Source organism: Streptomyces sp. NPDC044704 (assembly GCF_056433525.1).
Map to the genome: position 1 here is coordinate 271,335 of NZ_JBWKGY010000004.1, position 16,253 is coordinate 287,587.

General features: G+C 73.1%; 14 protein-coding genes. 8 read left to right on the top strand and 6 right to left on the bottom strand.

What is annotated here, in order from left to right:
• Window positions 1-108 precede the first annotated feature (108 nt).
• Together AC07B0_RS12035 and AC07B0_RS12040 are read right to left on the bottom strand one after the other, a co-directional pair.
• Window positions 109-690 (bottom strand): TetR/AcrR family transcriptional regulator, encoded by a 582-nt coding sequence (locus AC07B0_RS12035; RefSeq protein ID WP_356883782.1) that lies wholly within the window; start codon window positions 688-690, stop codon window positions 109-111.
• Window positions 691-837: 147 nt separating this feature from the next.
• Entirely contained in the window at window positions 838-2,454 is a 1,617-nt protein-coding gene (locus tag AC07B0_RS12040) for a serine/threonine-protein kinase (RefSeq protein WP_478897830.1), read from the bottom strand.
• A 111-nt stretch (window positions 2,455-2,565) separates the two neighbouring features.
• Here AC07B0_RS12040 and AC07B0_RS12045 point away from each other — a divergent pair, with 111 nt between their 5' ends.
• Window positions 2,566-3,165 (top strand): TetR/AcrR family transcriptional regulator, encoded by a 600-nt coding sequence (locus AC07B0_RS12045; RefSeq protein ID WP_478897832.1) that lies wholly within the window; start codon window positions 2,566-2,568, stop codon window positions 3,163-3,165.
• A gap of 182 nt (window positions 3,166-3,347) precedes the next feature.
• Window positions 3,348-4,511: an agmatine deiminase family protein gene (locus tag AC07B0_RS12050; protein WP_478867230.1), complete on the top strand. Its 1,164-nt coding sequence runs from the start codon at window positions 3,348-3,350 to the stop codon at window positions 4,509-4,511.
• 37 nt (window positions 4,512-4,548) lie between these two features.
• On the opposite strand, the gene AC07B0_RS12055 is transcribed toward AC07B0_RS12050, so the two are convergent.
• Window positions 4,549-5,226, bottom strand: coding sequence for a class I SAM-dependent methyltransferase (locus tag AC07B0_RS12055; protein WP_356883790.1), 678 nt, complete (start codon window positions 5,224-5,226; stop codon window positions 4,549-4,551).
• 184 nt (window positions 5,227-5,410) lie between these two features.
• On the opposite strand from AC07B0_RS12055, the gene AC07B0_RS12060 reads away from it, so the two are divergent.
• The gene (locus tag AC07B0_RS12060) at window positions 5,411-5,743 is read left to right on the top strand and encodes an STAS domain-containing protein (protein WP_356883792.1); all 333 of its coding nucleotides are present in this window, start codon (window positions 5,411-5,413) and stop codon (window positions 5,741-5,743) included.
• Window positions 5,744-5,837: 94 nt separating this feature from the next.
• On the opposite strand, the gene AC07B0_RS12065 is transcribed toward AC07B0_RS12060, so the two are convergent.
• Window positions 5,838-6,389 (bottom strand): winged helix-turn-helix domain-containing protein, encoded by a 552-nt coding sequence (locus AC07B0_RS12065; protein WP_478897834.1) that lies wholly within the window; start codon window positions 6,387-6,389, stop codon window positions 5,838-5,840.
• A gap of 765 nt (window positions 6,390-7,154) precedes the next feature.
• Here AC07B0_RS12065 and AC07B0_RS12070 point away from each other — a divergent pair.
• From AC07B0_RS12070 to AC07B0_RS12085, 4 genes are all read left to right on the top strand, one after another.
• A complete protein-coding gene (locus AC07B0_RS12070; protein WP_356883795.1) occupies window positions 7,155-8,357 on the top strand; it encodes an acyl-CoA dehydrogenase family protein in 1,203 nt (400 codons plus the stop codon).
• Window positions 8,358-8,474: 117 nt separating this feature from the next.
• Window positions 8,475-8,933 carry an RrF2 family transcriptional regulator gene (locus AC07B0_RS12075; protein WP_356883797.1) on the top strand — a complete coding sequence of 153 codons (459 nt, stop codon included), beginning with the start codon at window positions 8,475-8,477 and terminating at the stop codon, window positions 8,931-8,933.
• A gap of 203 nt (window positions 8,934-9,136) precedes the next feature.
• Complete coding sequence (locus AC07B0_RS12080) at window positions 9,137-9,208, top strand: putative leader peptide (RefSeq protein WP_356883799.1); 72 nt, start codon at window positions 9,137-9,139, stop codon at window positions 9,206-9,208.
• Window positions 9,209-9,526: 318 nt separating this feature from the next.
• A complete protein-coding gene (locus AC07B0_RS12085; RefSeq protein ID WP_478897837.1) occupies window positions 9,527-10,642 on the top strand; it encodes an ABC transporter substrate-binding protein in 1,116 nt (371 codons plus the stop codon).
• Between the two features lie 129 nt (window positions 10,643-10,771).
• Here the strand turns inward: AC07B0_RS12085 and AC07B0_RS12090 are convergent, their stop codons facing one another.
• On the bottom strand, window positions 10,772-11,167 hold the full coding sequence (locus tag AC07B0_RS12090) for a YciI family protein (protein WP_469382676.1): 396 nt from the start codon (window positions 11,165-11,167) through the stop codon (window positions 10,772-10,774).
• A 99-nt stretch (window positions 11,168-11,266) separates the two neighbouring features.
• Complete coding sequence (locus tag AC07B0_RS12095; protein ID WP_478897839.1) at window positions 11,267-14,686, bottom strand: hypothetical protein; 3,420 nt, start codon at window positions 14,684-14,686, stop codon at window positions 11,267-11,269.
• A gap of 193 nt (window positions 14,687-14,879) precedes the next feature.
• Here AC07B0_RS12095 and AC07B0_RS12100 point away from each other — a divergent pair, with 193 nt between their 5' ends.
• Window positions 14,880-16,247 carry a S41 family peptidase gene (locus AC07B0_RS12100; protein WP_356883428.1) on the top strand — a complete coding sequence of 456 codons (1,368 nt, stop codon included), beginning with the start codon at window positions 14,880-14,882 and terminating at the stop codon, window positions 16,245-16,247.
• The last annotated feature ends 6 nt before the right edge of the window (window positions 16,248-16,253 follow it).

Consider the following 16,253-nt stretch of genomic DNA (forward strand, 5'->3'; position numbering starts at 1 on the left):
ATAGATGGCGTGGCGAAAGGTTCCCCTCCCGAGGGAAGGGCAGGGCCGGACGGCATTCGGGGGCAGGCACAACCTCCCTGGACCCCCAGCGGGGGGCCGCCGGGGGCGTCAGTTCTGCCGGAGACCGGCGAGTTCGGCGTCGATGGCGCCGCGCATGAGCTCCCGCGCGTGATCGATCCTGGTGCCACCGCTGAGCCAGCGCATGCTGAGGCCTTCCAGGAGGGCGGTGAGGCGTTCGGCGGCGGCGGCGAGCGAGGAGGCCGGGGTCATCGGTTCGACCTGGCCCAGCAGCGCGGCGACTTCCTGGACCCAGACCAGGGTGGCGCGGGCGAGATCCTCGCGCAGCACCTCGTCGAACACGGCGCTGGCGCGGAGTTCACCCCAGGCCGAGCTGTTCTCCCGGACCTCCGCGGTGTCCTGGAGCTCCAGGAGGAGCGTTTCCTCCAGCTCTTCCCGGGGCGTGAGCGGCGGGTCGTCCGGGTCGCGGTCGGTGGTGTAGCGCTCGGCGCGGTCGTTGATGAACTCGAGGGTCTGGCGCAGCACCCCCGTACGGTCCTTGAAGTGGTAGTAGATCAGGGCGGTTGAGACGCCGGCTTCGGCCGCGAGTTCTTCCACGCGCAGCCCGCGGACCCCGCGCCGGGCGATCACCCGTGCGGCCGCTTCGAGGATCTGAGTGCTGCGAGACGCCATGGTCCGCACCCTACCGGGGCCCTCCGTGACAGGTGTACGCGGCCCGTCACCAGGTGTACGCGCCGGTGCGGACCCGGTTCGGGGGGTGGTGCGGCGGATGTCCATGGGTCTCCCTGGGCGAATGGGTCTCCGGGCGGCGCGAAGGCTTCAGCTCCGGCGGTACTGGTCCACGACGATCGTGACGGAGCCGTCGGCCGCCGTTCCGGCCAGCCGCACGATCGCGATCTCGCTCCGGTCCGGACTCCGCACGCAGAACGGCCGTGCGTTCGCGAGCGCGTCGAAGGGCAGGGCGGCGGCCGGGCGCGTCTCGATGCCGTGTACGCAGCCGGCCGGGCCCAGTTCCCCGCCGTCAGCCAGGAAGGCGTCGGATTCCTCGGACGGCAGGAACGCCCGGCCGTCTCGCGCCAGGTACCAGGTAGCCGTTTCCGCGGTCACCACCTTGCCCGTCTTCAGGTCGAACTCGTAGCCGGAGTCGGGAGCGGTGAGCCTGGCCTGCGCGTAGCCGGGCAGGTACCCGGAGCCCGTGGGCGGAGCTGATCGGGGCGCGGGGTTTCCGCCGGTGGCCGCCCCCTCCCCGCCCGGGCCGTCCAGGTAGTAGACGGCCCCGGCGCAGCCCAGCAAGGTGGCGGCGGCCGTCAGGGCCGCCACCGGCAGGCCCCGTCGCCCGCGGCGCGGCGACCGGCGGTCTGGGCCGGGCCCCTGCGCGGGCGCCGGTGCCGGGGCGGAGGAGTTGTTCCGTGTCCCCGGCGGCCCGGACTGTTCGGGGGCAGGCCCGGCGCCCTCGCGGGCCGCGGGCGCGGTCGCGGTCGCGGTCCGGGTCGGCTGGAGGTGCCCGGGAGGGGGTGTACCGATGCCTCCCAGGCCGCCGGCCTCCTCCAGGACCGGGCGGGGCAGCCAGCCGTCGGTGAACTCCGGACGCGGACCCACCACGGGGTGCGCGTGCACGGACTCGATCAGTTCCGCGGTCGTGGGGCGGTCCTCGGGGCGTTTGGCCAGGCACCACGAGATCAGGTCGTGCAGGTCCCGCGGTACGCGGGCGAGGTCGGGGTGTTCGTGGACCACCCGGTAGAGGGCTCCGGACTCCGGCCCGTGCCCGAAGGGAGGGACCCCGCCCGCCACGTACCCGGTCAGCGCCCCGAGGGCGAAGACGTCGGTCGCCGCGCTCGACGGAAGACCGAGCGCCTGCTCGGGGGCCATGAAGGCCGCGGTGCCGATGCGCAGGCCCGTACCCGTGAGGGCGGCGGCGTCCGCCGCGCGGGCGATGCCGAAGTCGATCACCCGGGGGCCGTCGTCCGTGACCAGTACGTTGGCGGGCTTGAGGTCGCGGTGGACGACGCCCGCCCGGTGTATGGCCTGCAGCGCCTCGGCGATGCCGGCGACGAGCAGCAGGACCGTGCGCACCGGCAGCGGTCCGTGCCGCCGCACGACCTCCTGCAACGACGGCCCGGGCACGTAGGCCGTGGCGAGCCACGGCGTGCGGTCGTCGACCCCGGAGTCGACCACCTGGGCCGTGAACAGTCCGTGGATCCGGCGGGCGCTGGCCACCTCCCGGGCGAACCGCTCGCGGAACTCGGGGTCCGCGGCGAACTCCCTGCGGACGGCCTTCAGCGCGATCGGGCGCCCTCCGGGGGTGTACGCCAGGTAGACCACCCCCATGCCGCCGGAGCCGAGACGGGCGTGGAGGCGGTAGCCGCCGATCTCGTAGGGGTCTTCGGCGGACAGCGCCGTCGGCGCGGGTGGTACGCCGTGGAGGTGCTCGGACATGCGGGGGCTCTTTCAACGAGGCGGCAATCGACCTGCGCGCATCGTGCCCCTAACTAAACTTTCAGTCAATGTGTGACAATGCGAGACGCACACGACCGGAAGGGATACACAGTGACCGACCGCAGACGAGCCATCCTCACGGGCGCCGCACGGGTCATCGCACGTCAGGGCGTCCGGGGCTTGCGCGTGGCGGACCTGGCCGCCGAGGCCGGCGTGTCCACCGCCCTGATCTACTACCACTTCAAGGACCGGCCCGGCATCCTGCGGCACGCCCTGGCGTTCGTCGGGGACCGGGCGGACCGCTACACCGCGACGGGGGAGGCCGGGCCCGGAGCCCCCGCGGCCGATCCGCGGCAGCTCCTGGAACGGACCCTGCTGCTGGAGTTCCAGGACGTCCCCGAGGTCCGCGAGAACAGTACGGCGTGGGCTGAGCTGCGGGCCCACTCGGTCTTCGATGCGGAGCTGCGGGACGAACTCGCCGCGGCGGGCGCGGCCTGGGTCGCGGAGGTCGCGGACCCCCTCTCCGCGCTGTGCCCGGAGGCGCCGCGCGGGGCCGTCACCGCCGCCGCGGAGCGACTGACGGCCCTGCTCGAGGGACTCAGCGTCCGCTGGCTCAGCGGCCTGCTCCCCCTGGAGCACGCCCGCGACCTGCTGCGCGAGGCGGTCCGAGTGGAAATAGGACGACTGCGTTCCGCGTCGGCCACGAGTTGACTGAATTTCCAGTCAGTGCCACAGTGGCAACACGAGGCCGCATCACTCTTCCTACAGAGCGGCCGTTCGCGGTGCGGAGCGCGCATTCTTGTCCGTAGAGCCCGGTTTGTCGGCCTACGCCACCTCCCGCGCCCGCCCTGGCCGGAAGCACGCCTTCCGGCCGGCCCACGATCGGAGTTCCCGTGTCCTTCCTGCCCCCCACCCGTCGGACCGTCCTTCGCACCCTCGCCGGAATCGGCGCCGCCATCACGGGCGCCGCGGCCTGCGGACCCTCCGCGTCCGGGGCCCAGGCACCCGCGACCGCCGGGTCCTCCCCGTCCGCCGCCCCGGGCGGCAAGCGCCGGCTCGGCGCCGAGTGGGAGAGCCACACCCGTACCTTCATGTCCTGGCCCGCGCTGGCCTCGGTCTGGGACAAGGACCTGCCCTACGTCCGCGAGGACATCGCCCGGATCGCGCGTGCCGTCGGGGAGTACGAGGCGGTCGTCATGATGGCCCGGCCCGACCAGGTGGACGCGGCGCAGCGGGCGTGCGGCTCCCAGGTGGAGGTCATTCCGCTGGCCGTCGACGACCTCTGGGCCCGTGACACCGTGCCCGTCTTCGTCGAGGAGGGCGGCAAGGTGGTCGGGGTCGACTTCAACTTCAACGGCTGGGGCAACAAGCAGGAACACAAGAACGACGGCGTCGTGGGCCGCGGCCTGCTCCAGAAGTACGGGATCCCGCGCCTCCAGGCGCCGCTGGTCGCGGAGGGCGGATCCTTCGAGCCCGACGGCGAGGGCACCCTGCTGATCACCGAGAGCTCGATCGTCAACGACAACCGCAACCGCGGCAAGAGCCGGGACACGATCGAGAAGGAACTCAAGCAGACCCTGGGCGTCGAGAAGGTGATCTGGCTGGCCGGCGTGCGCGGCGAGGACATCACCGACGCCCACGTGGACAGCCTCGTGCGCTTCACCGCGCCCGGCGTGGTCCTGCTGGACCGCGCGCACCCCAGTACCCCGGCGGACTCCTGGTCGCGCTCCGCCGACCAGGCCAAGGCCGTCCTGTCGAAGGCGACGGACGCCCGGGGCCGGCGTTTCGAGGTCATCGACCTGCCGCAGCCCGACCTGAACAGGATCACCGGCGAGGGCGACGACTTCGTGTCGACGTACGCCAATTTCTACGTCGCCAACGACGCCGTCTTCATGCCCCGTTTCGGCGACCGCGCGGCCGACGACCGGGCCCGCGCGATCCTGCGCGAGCACTTCCCCAAGCGGGACGTCGTACCCGTCCCGATCGACACCATCGCCTCGGGCGGCGGCGGCATCCATTGCTCGACCCACGACCAGCCGGGCAAGCCCGCCGCCTGACCCGCGGGCGGGCGAGGAGCCGGCGGCGCAGGGAGGCTCAGGCGGGCCGGTTCCCGGCGGCGGGACCGTGCCGGCGGTCCTCGGCGCGCATCAGCAGGTGGCCGCGTCGGTAGCGTTCCTCCGCGAGCGGCTCGCGCAGCATCCGTCCGACTTCGACGAAACCCGCCTCGCGGGCCAGCCCGGCGAGCTCGTCGACCGGCCACCGGTAGGCCGTCGTCACCTTGTGGTCGAACGCCGCCACCGGACCGCCCCCGGACTCGAAGAACGCCAGCAGGAGAGTCCCTCCCGGGGCCAGGGCCCGGCGGAACTCGGCGAAGTACGAGGGAATTTCCCGCGGCGGAGCGTGGATGACCGAGTACCAGGACACGATGCCGCCCAGCTCGCCGTCGGCCAGGTCCAGGGCGTGCATCGAACCGACTTCGAACCGCAGGTCCGGATGGGCCTCCCGGGCGAGGTCGATCATCACCGGCGAAAGGTCGACGCCGAAGACGTCCAGTCGCAGGTCTCGGAGATGGCCCGTCACATATCCGGGACCACAGCCCAGCTCGGCGACGGGCCCGGCATCGGCGGCTCGCGCGAGTTCGGCGAACGCGGCGAGAAACGAGCGGTCCAGCGGAAGGTCGTCGAGCGAGTCGCGGACGAGATCCGCGTAGCGGACGGCGATGGCGTCGTAGGCGTCTGTGGTCGCACGGAGGTGCGGGGAAGGTTCGGTCACAGAGGACGACTGTAGAGCTCGCACGCCCCCGCTGGCAGATTTCTATGTCGGCCAGTATAGTTTTTCATACCTGGAAGTTAGATGTAATCTCGCGTGTCGACAGCCGCCGAGGGGTGCGGCCGGTGTCGGCGCGGCTTGCTGCTCCCGGCGCCGCGGGCGGGTACGAGGCGACGAGGGAGTAGACGTGGGAGACCTGGCGTGTGTGCGGGCGCTGCCCGACCAGGACGGCACCCGCATCATCGCGTGCTCCGGAGAGTTCGACATCGACTCCCAAGACGCCCTGAGCCAGGCTCTGCACGCCGCCTGCCACGCCGGCGTCACACGCACCGTCCTCGACCTGGGGCGGGTCTCCTTCGTCGACTCGTCCGTGCTCAACACGCTCCTCATGGCCCATCATCGACAGCACCTCGTCCTCGCCGGCCCCCTGGCGCCCCACATCGCGAGGCTGTTCTCCGTGACCGGTACCGACACGGTCCTCAACATCGCCCCGGACCTCGCCAGCGCCTGCGCCGAGTGAAGGCCGCAGCCCGGGGGCCCGCGCCCGGCGACCCCGCGCGGGCCCGCCGACGTGCGGCCGGCCGTCCCCTACGACGCCCCTCGCCGAACCCGGGCTACCGGCGGTCGGGCGCGTACCTGTATCCCACTCGGCGCACCGTGGAGATGCGGTCCCGGTAGGCGGGGCCGAGCTTGCGGCGCAGCCGGGCCACGTGGACGTCGACGGTTCGGCCGTCGCCGACGTGCCCGTATCCCCAGACGCCCGAGATGAGGGCCTCGCGCGTGTGAACCGTGTGCGGATGCGTCACGAGGTGGGCGAGGAGGGTGAACTCCAGGTACGTCAGGTCCAGTTCACGCCCGTCGACCTCGATCAGCCGCCGGTCCTGGTCGACCCGGATGGCGTCGTCCGAGTGGACGGGTTCGGGCCGGGGGGCCGGTTCCGGCTGGGCAGCGGGACGCGTTCCGGGCCCCGGGGGACGGATCTCGGGGCGCACGCCGTGCGATTCCATGAGCGCCACCGGGTCGACGTCCGCCGGCAGGAACACGAGGTATCCGACGCGGCCGCCGCCGGTCCCGTCGGCGGGGACCCCGACCGGGCCGCCGCCGACCAGCTGGAGGTGGAAACCCGGGGAACGACGGGTGGAGTGTGCGGGAAGTGCGGTGGTCACGATGAGCCCCTCGGCTGCTCGGAGTGGGTGGGGATGCCGGGTGTTCGGACGCGACGGGGCGGGGCTCTCCGTGGCGGAACGACCGCGCGAGGAAGCATGACGCGCGCCGGGGGTACGACCCCTGCGGCTCGGGAGACCCGGAGTCAGGGGACGAGCCCGACGTACGGGAGGAGCGGCGGCCGGAAGGCCTGCGCGCGTCGATGGAACGCCCTGTCGAAGGAGCCCGACACTAGACGGGTCGGCAGACGCAGCTGGCGACGAGACGGAAGTCAACGTGCCTGCGGCGTACGAGCAACGGCTGCGACGGGGACATGGCCACATCGTGAGCGGGCCGACGGGCGGGCGTCAATACTTCCCTATCGATTCCATGGGGAACGGATGGCGCCCGTGACCGCCGGAGCCCCCGGAAGCCCCGCGAGGGCACCGGGACGGACCTCTGGCCGGACCGCCAGAAATTGACGGCACGTCATCTTCCATGACGAGACGGCGCTGTCCACCATGCGGTCGCGCTCTTGCCGCGAAGGTCGCCGCGGGCGAGTATCCCTATCAATCCGATGGGAAAGGTGGGGTTCCGATGAGCTCGGCCCGTCCGGACGCCGGTGCCATCGGCACTCGCCGGGCTCGGTACGCGTCACGGCTCGCCACCGCCGCCCAACAACGTTCCGGAGTAGCCGACATGACCCCTGCCATCCCGCATGGCACCGCCGTCCGCCCAGCCCCATCCCCCGCGCCGCGCGGCTGCACCCGGGCCTGTCAGTGACGCCCGTGCCGACGACACCGAGCACCGCCGCCCGCCGGACCGCCGACGAGCTGCGCCGCGGGCTGCTGCGTACCGCCCGCGATGTCGCGGACGACCTCGCCGCGGACGCGATCGCCCGCGACCAGGCGGGTGAGCCGCCCACCGACGAGGCCGCCCGGCTGCGCGAGGCCGGCTTGCTGGCGGCCCTCACGCCGCCCGGGCCGGGCCGCGGGGCGGACTGGCGTACCGCATGTGCCGTCGTACGGAGGATCGCCGCGGCGGACAGCTCCGTCGGGGACGTACTCGCCCGCCACTACGTGCACGCGTGGAGCGGACGCTTCTACGCGGGACCGCACCACGCGAGCGCCCTCGAAGAGGAGTCGGCGCGCGAGCAATGGCTGTGGACCGGGGCCGTCCGCACGCCCGGACCGCACGAAGACACCGACGGGCCGGACCTCACGCTGAGGCCGCGTGACACCGGCTACGTGCTCAACGGCCGCCGGTTCGTGGACACGGCCGTCTCCGTCGCGGACCAGATCGTGGTCGACGCCCTCTGCGCCGTCACCGGTGACGACCTGCTCCTGCGGATTCCGCTCGGCGCGCGGGGCGTGACCATCGAACCCGCCCAGGACCGCCTCGGGCAGCGCGTCGTCGGCGCGGGCGAAGTCGTCCTCGACCGGGTCACCGTCCCGCCCGGGCAGGTGCTGGGCCGCCGGCCGCACGACGAGGAGTCGATCGCGCCCTTCACCGCGCTCGCCGGACCGGCGCTCCGGCTCGCGCTCTGCCACGTCGGCCTCGGCATCGTCGAGGGCGCCCTCACCGAAGCGCGCGACCTCAGCAGGGGCGGCCGCGCGTACCGGCTGCCCGGCGCGGACCCGGACCTGTTCCTGACGTACGGGGAACTCGCCTCCGCCGCCCAGACGGCCACCGCCGTGGTCGACCGGGCTACGGAGGTCATGGCGCAGGCCCTCGACACGGGCGCGCAGCTCGACGCCGAGGAACCCGCGGGCGTCGCCGCCCTGGTCGCCACCGCCGAGACGGTGACGTCGAAGGCGGCGCTGCACGTCACCGCGCGGGTACTGGAGCTCGCGGACGCCCCCGGCCTGGACCGCTTCTGGCGCAACGCCCGCGTCCTGACGGCCCACTACCCCGCCGCGCACCGCCTGCGTTCGATCGGCGAGCACTACCTGAACGGCTCCCACCGAGCCGTGGCGGCGGCCTTCCACTGACACCGGACGCCCCCGCCGCGCCCTGATCCGCTCGGCCGCCGGGCACGGACACCCGCCCGGCGGCCGACGGCCCACCCGCGACGGACATCGGCGCACGTCGTGCGGGATAATGTCCGCATGCGGATCTCAGCCAGGGCGGACTATGCGGTACGTGCCGCGCTACAGCTCGCCGCGTCACAGGATGACGGGCCACTGAAGGCCGAAGCCATCGCCGACGCCCAGGACATCCCGCACAAGTTCCTCGAAGGCATCCTGAACGACATGCGCAGGGGTGGCCTCGTACTCAGCCAGCGCGGCGGCAACGGCGGCTACCGGCTGGCCAAGCCCGCCGATTCCATCAGCATCGCGGACGTCATCCGCGTCGTGGACGGACCGCTCGTCTCGGTACGCGGGGTCCGCCCGCCGGACCTCTCGTACACCGGTCCCGCCCAGGCGCTCCTCCCCCTGTGGATCGCGCTGCGGGCCAACGTGCGCGAGATCCTCGACGGTGTGACGCTCGCCGACGTCGCGGCGGCCGACCTGCCCGCCGACGTGTCCGCGCTGACCCGTGCCCCTGACGCCTGGACCAATCCCTGATCCCGCGTACTGATCCCGCGCCCCGATACCTACGCCCTGATCTCCCCGCCCACCTGCGGGTTCTCATATCGCGAGATCACGGCGTCCATCATGTGGTCACCCCCTTGGGGCGGGTGCCTCCGCCTGCCAATATGCCTACCAGCCCGGTAGGGAAACTAGGAATTCAGGAGGTGGCCGTGCGAACACCGCACCACGCGGGCCCGATGCCGCCCCTGACCTCCCGTCGGCACATCGACCTGGTCCGTACGTCCAGCGCCATCTGTCAGCCTGCCTGACCCACCCCCAGGTCCCGGCCCCGCACGCACGGCGCCGTTGGGTGCCCGTCACCGTCGGTCGACGTCACCGCCCTCGGGTGTCCGAAGTCGGGGGTGTCCGAAGTCGCGGGTGGTGTCCGAAGTCGCGGGTGTCCGAAGTACGGCTCGGCGATCGCCCCCGGGCCGTCCGGCACCCGTCCGCCGCTCAGCCCACGGGCTCGATCCCGCCGCCGACGGCCGGAAGGGGGTGCCCCGCGTGCCGTCACCCTTGCGCCACTCCGCTCCGCAGCCGGTTCCGTTCCACACGCCCTGTACCCCGTCCCGTGAAAGGACACCTCCGTGTCTGCCGCAAGACCGCTCAACGCCCTGCGCGCCCTCGCCGTCACCGCCGCCCTTCCCCTGCTGCTCACCGCCTGCGGCTACGGCTCCGAGGCCAAGAAGGACGAGCCCAAGGACACGGCCGCCAACGTGGCCGACGGCGCCAAGAAGCTCTCCGCGTCCGAGGTCCGCATCGGCTACTTCCCGAACCTGACGCACGCCACCGCCCTCGTCGGCCTCCAGGAAGGCCTGATCGAGAAGGAACTGAACGGCACCAAGCTCAAGCCGCAGTCCTTCAACGCCGGCCCGTCCGAGATCGAAGCCCTCAACGGCGGCTCTCTCGACATCGGCTTCATCGGCCCCTCCCCCTCGATCAACGGCTACGTCAAGTCCAAGGGCTCCAACCTCCGCATCATCTCCGGCTCGGCCTCCGGCGGCGTCAAGCTCGTCGTGAACCCGGACAAGATCAAGACCCTGGACGACCTCAAGGGCAAGAAGATCGCCACCCCCCAGAAGGGGAACACGCAGGACGTCGCGTTCCTCAACTGGATCTCCGAGAAGGGCTGGAAGGTCGACCCCGAGTCCGGCAAGGGCGACGTCTCCGTCGTCCGCACCGACAACAAGGTCACCCCGGACGCCTTCAAGCAGGGCTCGGTCGACGGCGCCTGGGTGCCGGAGCCCACGGCCTCCAAGCTCGTCTCCGACGGCGCCTCCGTCCTCCTCGACGAGACCGACCTGTGGCCCGACAAGAAGTTCGTGATCACGAACATCATCGTGTCGCAGAAGTTCCTCAACGAGCACCCGGACGTGGTCGAGGCCGTGCTGAAGGGCACGGTGAAGACCAACGAGTGGATCAACGCCAACCCGGACAAGGCCAAGGCCTCCGCGAACGCCAGGCTGGAGGCCGAGGGCGGCAAGCCGCTCGAAGCCAAGGTCATCGACCCGGCGTGGAAGAGCATCCTCGTCACCGACGACCCGCTGGCCACCACCCTGAAGACCGAGTCCGACTGGGCGGTCAAGGCCAAGCTCATCGAGCAGCCCGACCTCGCCGGCATCTACGACCTGAGGCTCCTGAACAAGGTCCTCAAGGCCGCCGGCAAGCCCGAGGTCTCCGACGCCGGTCTCGGCACCAAGTAACTCCGTAGGCGGCCGCGCCGGCCTGACGGGTCGGCCGGTGGCGGCCATCAGGTTCAGGTGCACCGCCCCGTGCCCGATGTCCCCGGCGGCCCGCTCGCGGCGGCCGGGGAGTCGCCCGCTCCGGTCGGCTCAGGCCTGTGTCGGGTCCCCGGGGATCGGGTGCACCTCGACCGGGTCGGCGCCCGGCGCCCCGCCCGGGCCGGGGCACGCCGACGCCCGTGCCGCGATCTCCAGCGCCCGGTCCTCGTCCTTGACGTCGACCAGCCAGTACCCGGCCAGGATGCTTCCCCCCGCCTGGGCGGGGCCGTCCGTCACCTGCGGCCGTCCGTCGCTCCCGGCCCGCACCGTCTTGACCAGCGAGGGACCACCCAGGCCCTGCCCGTCCACCCATTCTCCCGCTGAGACCAGGTCCTCGTTGAGGGAGTTCATGTGGGCGAACATCGCCTCCATGTCGTCCTTGGAGTAGGCCGACATGATGGTGTCCCACTGGGCGGCAGGCACGTTCATCTGGATCATGTACTTCATGTTCCTCACCCTTCCCGGGCGGCTGCTGCGCTCTTCAGGCTTACGGAAGGGTAGACAGCCGGGCACCGCGAAACTCATCGGTGCGCCGCGGCGCGCCGCTCAGTTTTCGCCCAGGACCGTGGCGTACGCGGCCTCGCGGACCTCCCGCTCCGGGTGGCGGCGCAGTTCGACGACGACGGCGCGGCAGGTCTCAGGCCAGTCCTGGCGGATACCGACGGCCCTGGCGAGGCCCACGGCGAGGAGGCCCTCCGGGAGACCGCCGCCGCCGCTCAGGGCACGGACCGCGGCGAGCACCGCGGCCGGGTCGGCGAGCCGGTTGCCGGACCGATGGGTTTCCTCCACGTACTTGGCCACCCCCACCGCGAGGACGGACCGGCCCTCGAGCGCGGCGATGAGCTCGCCGAGCGAGAGCAGCAGCTCGGGCTCGGCAGCCTCCAGGTCGACCGCCTTTACGAGGAGGGCGGTGCGGGTGCCCGTGACCGCGGGTTCGGCCGTCAGCTGCCGGGCCAGGGCCGCGCACATCCGGTGGTCCTGGACCAACCAGCCGAGGAGGGACTCCAGGCGGCGGCGCGCCGGCAGATCCCCGTCCCGCCCGCCGCCCTCCGGTTCGCCGGCCGCGATGCGTGCCAGGAGCCGGTCGACGTCGTGCAGAAGGCTGCCCGGCGCCACGCCGCCGATCGGGTGGGGCAGTTCGGACTGGGCCAGCTCCGTCAGCGCGTATCTCACCTGCCTGGCGCTCAGCGACGAGGCGAGGTCGGTGTAGACGTCCGCCAGCGCCGTTCCGGCCGCGGGGGTGTACCGCGCCCAGTCGCGGAGCTCGGACAGGGCCTGGTCCGCCATCTGTCCGCCGGCCACGAAGGGCAGGCGGGCGACCAGCTCCCCGTACCGCGCGCGATGTGCCGGAGCCAGATCCGCCGGGCTCACGTCGAGGAGCGTGCGCCTGGCGGGGTCCGGTCCGTCGGTGACCGCCGACTCCAGCAGGGCCCACATCTCCTCGGCCGGGAGCAGCGTCGCGGCCAGACCGACGACGGTGGCCCGCACGTCCGGATGGACGCCCGGGGCGCTGCCCACGGTGGACAGGAGCGTCGTGGCGGCGCCCGGCGGCAGGTGTCGGGCGGCCAGCCGGGCGGCCGCCTTGCCGACGGTGACCTTCACCCCGCTCTCCCGCGTCAGGACGTCATGGAGCAGGGCCGCGACCTGGGTGGGCCGGGCGTGGGCAGCGGCGCGGCCGGCGGCGGACCAGGCGGCCGCGGCGCTGTCGTCGCCGGCATGGTCGAGCATGGCCGCGAGGGCCGAGGCCGGGTCGTCCGTGTGCGCGGCCGCGTCCAGGGCCGCTGCCGTCAGAGCGGGCTCGGCGTGGCCGGCCGGGCGGGTGTGGCGGTGGAGCAGGGCCCGCCCGTGCCCGGGTACCGGGGCCACCGCGCGCAGCAGCGCGGCACGTTCGTGGAGGCCCCGGCCGGTGTCGGCGATGACGGCCGCGGCCAGTTGGACCGCGGCCTGCTGCTGCCGGGGCAGCCACCGGTCGGCGTACCGGAAGGGGGGCAGGGGCCGGGGGGTTCCGGACACCGGGAAACGGCCACCCGGGAGGGGGACGGCGGGCAGCGCGAGGTCCAGCAGGTCGGTGCGCTCGGCGGCGAGCACGGTGAGCACCGGGGTCAGGAAGACGGCGGAGGGCTCCCGTGCCAGCAGCTCGGCCACGCGGTGGCCGCGGGTCGCGGGATCGGCCAGCCAGGCTGCGGCGACATCGGCGAAGTCCCCGTCCGGGCAGGTGTGCAGGGCTTGTTCGAGGCGGTCCTGGAGTTCGGGTATCCGGTACGCGCGGTGTCCGCAGGAGGTGACCAGCGCGAGCAGGGGCAGGACGTCCCCGCGCTCGGCGGCCCGGTCGAGCGACGGGCCGAGTACGTCGAGCAGGATGCTCGTCCCGCTGCCGCGCAGCACGGCGCCCAGGTGTCCGAGTTCCGGCGTGCCGGTGTGGGCGGTCAGCGCCTCGACGATGCGTACGGCGGTCGGCAGGGCGGCGGCGCCGGCATCGGCAGCCGGGTCCGCGACGGCGGCAAGCAGGGTGACGGCCAGGGTCCGGATCGTGTCCCGGGTGCCGGGTGAGCAGTCCCGGGCCCGTAGGGCGGCCAGGCACAGCCGTTCCAGGGAGTCGGCCCCGGTGCGGTCCCCGGTGGGCGCGCCCGTCCCGAGGGCCGCCACGAGCAGCGGCGTCGGCAGGTCGGCGAAGCCGGACAGGGCCTCCCCGCGTACGGGGTCGCGCTCGTTGGACAGTCGGCCGGCGGCCAGTGCGAGGACCTCGGCGACCTGCCCCGGATCACGGGTGTGGCCCGCGTTGAAGACCAGCCGGTCCCAGATCGTCCCGCGCTCCTCGGAGTCGCCCGTACCGAGAGCGGCCAGGAGTTCGGGGCGGGCCTCGGCGGGCGGCAGCAGGGCGAGCAGGTCCGAGACGTCCCAGTCCGTGCCGCGCTCGGCGCGGAGTGCCTCGATCTCCGCCCGGGCTCCGGCCTGTTGCTCGGCGGGCGGCAGCAGGGCGAGCACCCCGGCGTGCGGCTCCCTGCTCGGATCGCACGCGACGACGGCGTCCAGGAAGCCGGGCCGGCGCGCCGGTGGCACCGACCGCAGCAGTACGCCGAAGGCGTCCCGGTGGAACCACCGGGCCCCGAGCTCGGGCAGGGCCGGCGGATCCGCCGCCACCAGCTGCCGCATGACGGCCCGGCCGGGTGTCCGCTCCCACCGCTCGGCCGCCCGGCCGGGGTCGGCGAGCCAGCGCACGACGCGCCCGGCGTCCACCGCGACGAGTTCGCCCAGCCGGTCGTGCACCGGACCGGGCAGGTTGGCGGGGGCGTACCGCTCCAGCAGATCGAGGACGCGCCCCGGCGCGGCGGTCGTGGCGGCGGCCACAGCGGTGGCGTGCCGCCTCCACCAGAGGTCGCGCAACTGCTCCGGCAGGTCTTCGAGTTCCCGTTCCGCGTGGTCGAGGACGGCGGCGGGATGCCGGGCGGACAGCGTGCTCCAGTCCTCGAAGGCGAGCGCCCGGGCGAGTTCGGGCAGCAGCCGCGCGGTGAACCCGGGCGAGCAGCCCGGCAGCAGGCGGGCGGCGTCCCGGTCGCCGTACTCGCCGCGCACGCGGAGCACCAGTCGCTCGGCGAGTTCGGGCCGGCTCCCGTCGCGCAGCAGCCGTGCGAGGTCGGCGCGGACCACCGCGGGGGCGTCGTCGTACGCGGCCTCGACGACGGCGTCCGGGACGGGCAGTCGCCGGGCGCCGCGCAGCGCGTACCGGCGAACCACGGGGTCGGGGTCGCCCAGCCGGTGCGCCAGGTGTGCCGTCTCCCCGGCGGTCAGGGCCGCCAGCGCGGCGAGGCGGCGTTCGTACGGGCCGCGCGCGTCCAGGGCGGCGAGCAGGGGGTGCAGTTCGCCCCGGGTGGCGAGCCGGTGAGCGGTGACGGCGGTGACCCGGAGCCGGGCGGCGTGCGGCAGGGGTTCGAGGGCGGCGAGCAGTTCATCGGCAGTGGAGATCATCGCGGGCATTGTGCCCGAGGACGCGAGCCCGCCGCAGCGATTATCGGACCGGCCCCACAGCCGCGCGCCGGGTACCGCCGGTAGCGGGGGCCTGCCCCACCAAGATCAACCGGATAGCCGGATGGTCGGGCGGACCGCGCGTCGGCGACCGTGGGGCAGTACCGAGCAAGTCGCCTACAGACAAGGCAAGATCGTGCGCATCGTCACGGCCACCACCGCCGTACTGGCCCTCGCCGCCGGAACGGCGCCTGCCGCCACCGCCCAACAGCCCGGCACAGAAGGAACTTGGCGTACGGACGGCTACGGCACCGTGCTCTCCATCCGGAACGGAACTCTCCAGGAGTACCAGACCACCGCCGTCAGCTGCCTCAAGACCGATTCCGCGCAGCGGACCGGTGCCGGCACCTACACGACGTCCGACGGCACCGTCTTCACCGTACGCGTCCAAGGGCAGCGCGGGTCCGTGGGGACGGCCGGCGACGTCGGCGTCCGGAACCTGCGCCGGATCCCGGCGCTGCCCGAGGCCTGTACGTCCACGGCCCCGGAGGATTCGCTCGCCGCCTTCGACGTCTTCTGGCAGTCCTTCGAGGAGAACTACCCCTTCTTCGCCGCCAAGGGCATCGACTGGCACGCCGTACGCGACCAGTACCGGCCCCGGGTGCACGCGAAGACGTCGAAGGACGAACTCTTCGCCGTCTTCAGCGAGATGGTCACACCGCTCAACGACGCCCACGTCGCCGTCCTGGGCGGCGGCACCCGCCTCTTCCACCGGGTCCGCCCCGGCACCGTCATGCCCGACGGGACACTGGACGCCGAGGTCAAGAAGTACATCGTGGAGCGCGACCTCAAGGACGCCCGGGAGTCGCAGGACTTCGCCAAGGGGCGGATCACCTACGCCGACCTCCCCGGCGGGCAGGGCTACCTCCGGATCTCCGGCTTCACCGGGTACGCCGACGGCGGCCACGCCGCCGAGCTGGCCGAGCTCGACAGGGCGCTGGACACGGTCCTCGGCCAGGAGCGCACCCGGCGCCTGAAGGGCCTGGTCATCGACCTGCGGATCAACGGGGGCGGCGACGACGCCCTGGGCCTCCACCTCGCCGGGCGTCTGACCGACACCCCCTACCTCGCCTACTCCAAGCGGGCCCGCAACGACCCCGCGGACCCCACCCGGCACACGCGCCCCCAGGCCGCGTACGTCACGCCCGCCCAGGGCCCCCGCTACACCGGGCCGGTCGCCGTGCTGACCGGCGGCTCGACCCTCAGCGCGGGGGAAACGTTCACTCAGGCCCTCATGGAGCGGCCCGGAAAGACGGTCCGGATCGGGCAGCCCACCCAGGGATCCTTCTCGGACCACCTGGAGCGCAAGCTCCCCAACGGCATGGAGGCCTGGCTCCCGAACGAGGAGTTCCTCACCCGTTCGGGCAGGACCTTCGACGGCGCGGGCATTCCGCCCCACCTCACCGAACCCGTCTTCACCAAGGAGGAGTTCGACCAGCGGAAGGACTCGGCCTTCGACAGGGCCGTGCACGTCCTCCGGAACCACAGCGGCACACCGGACTGACTCGAC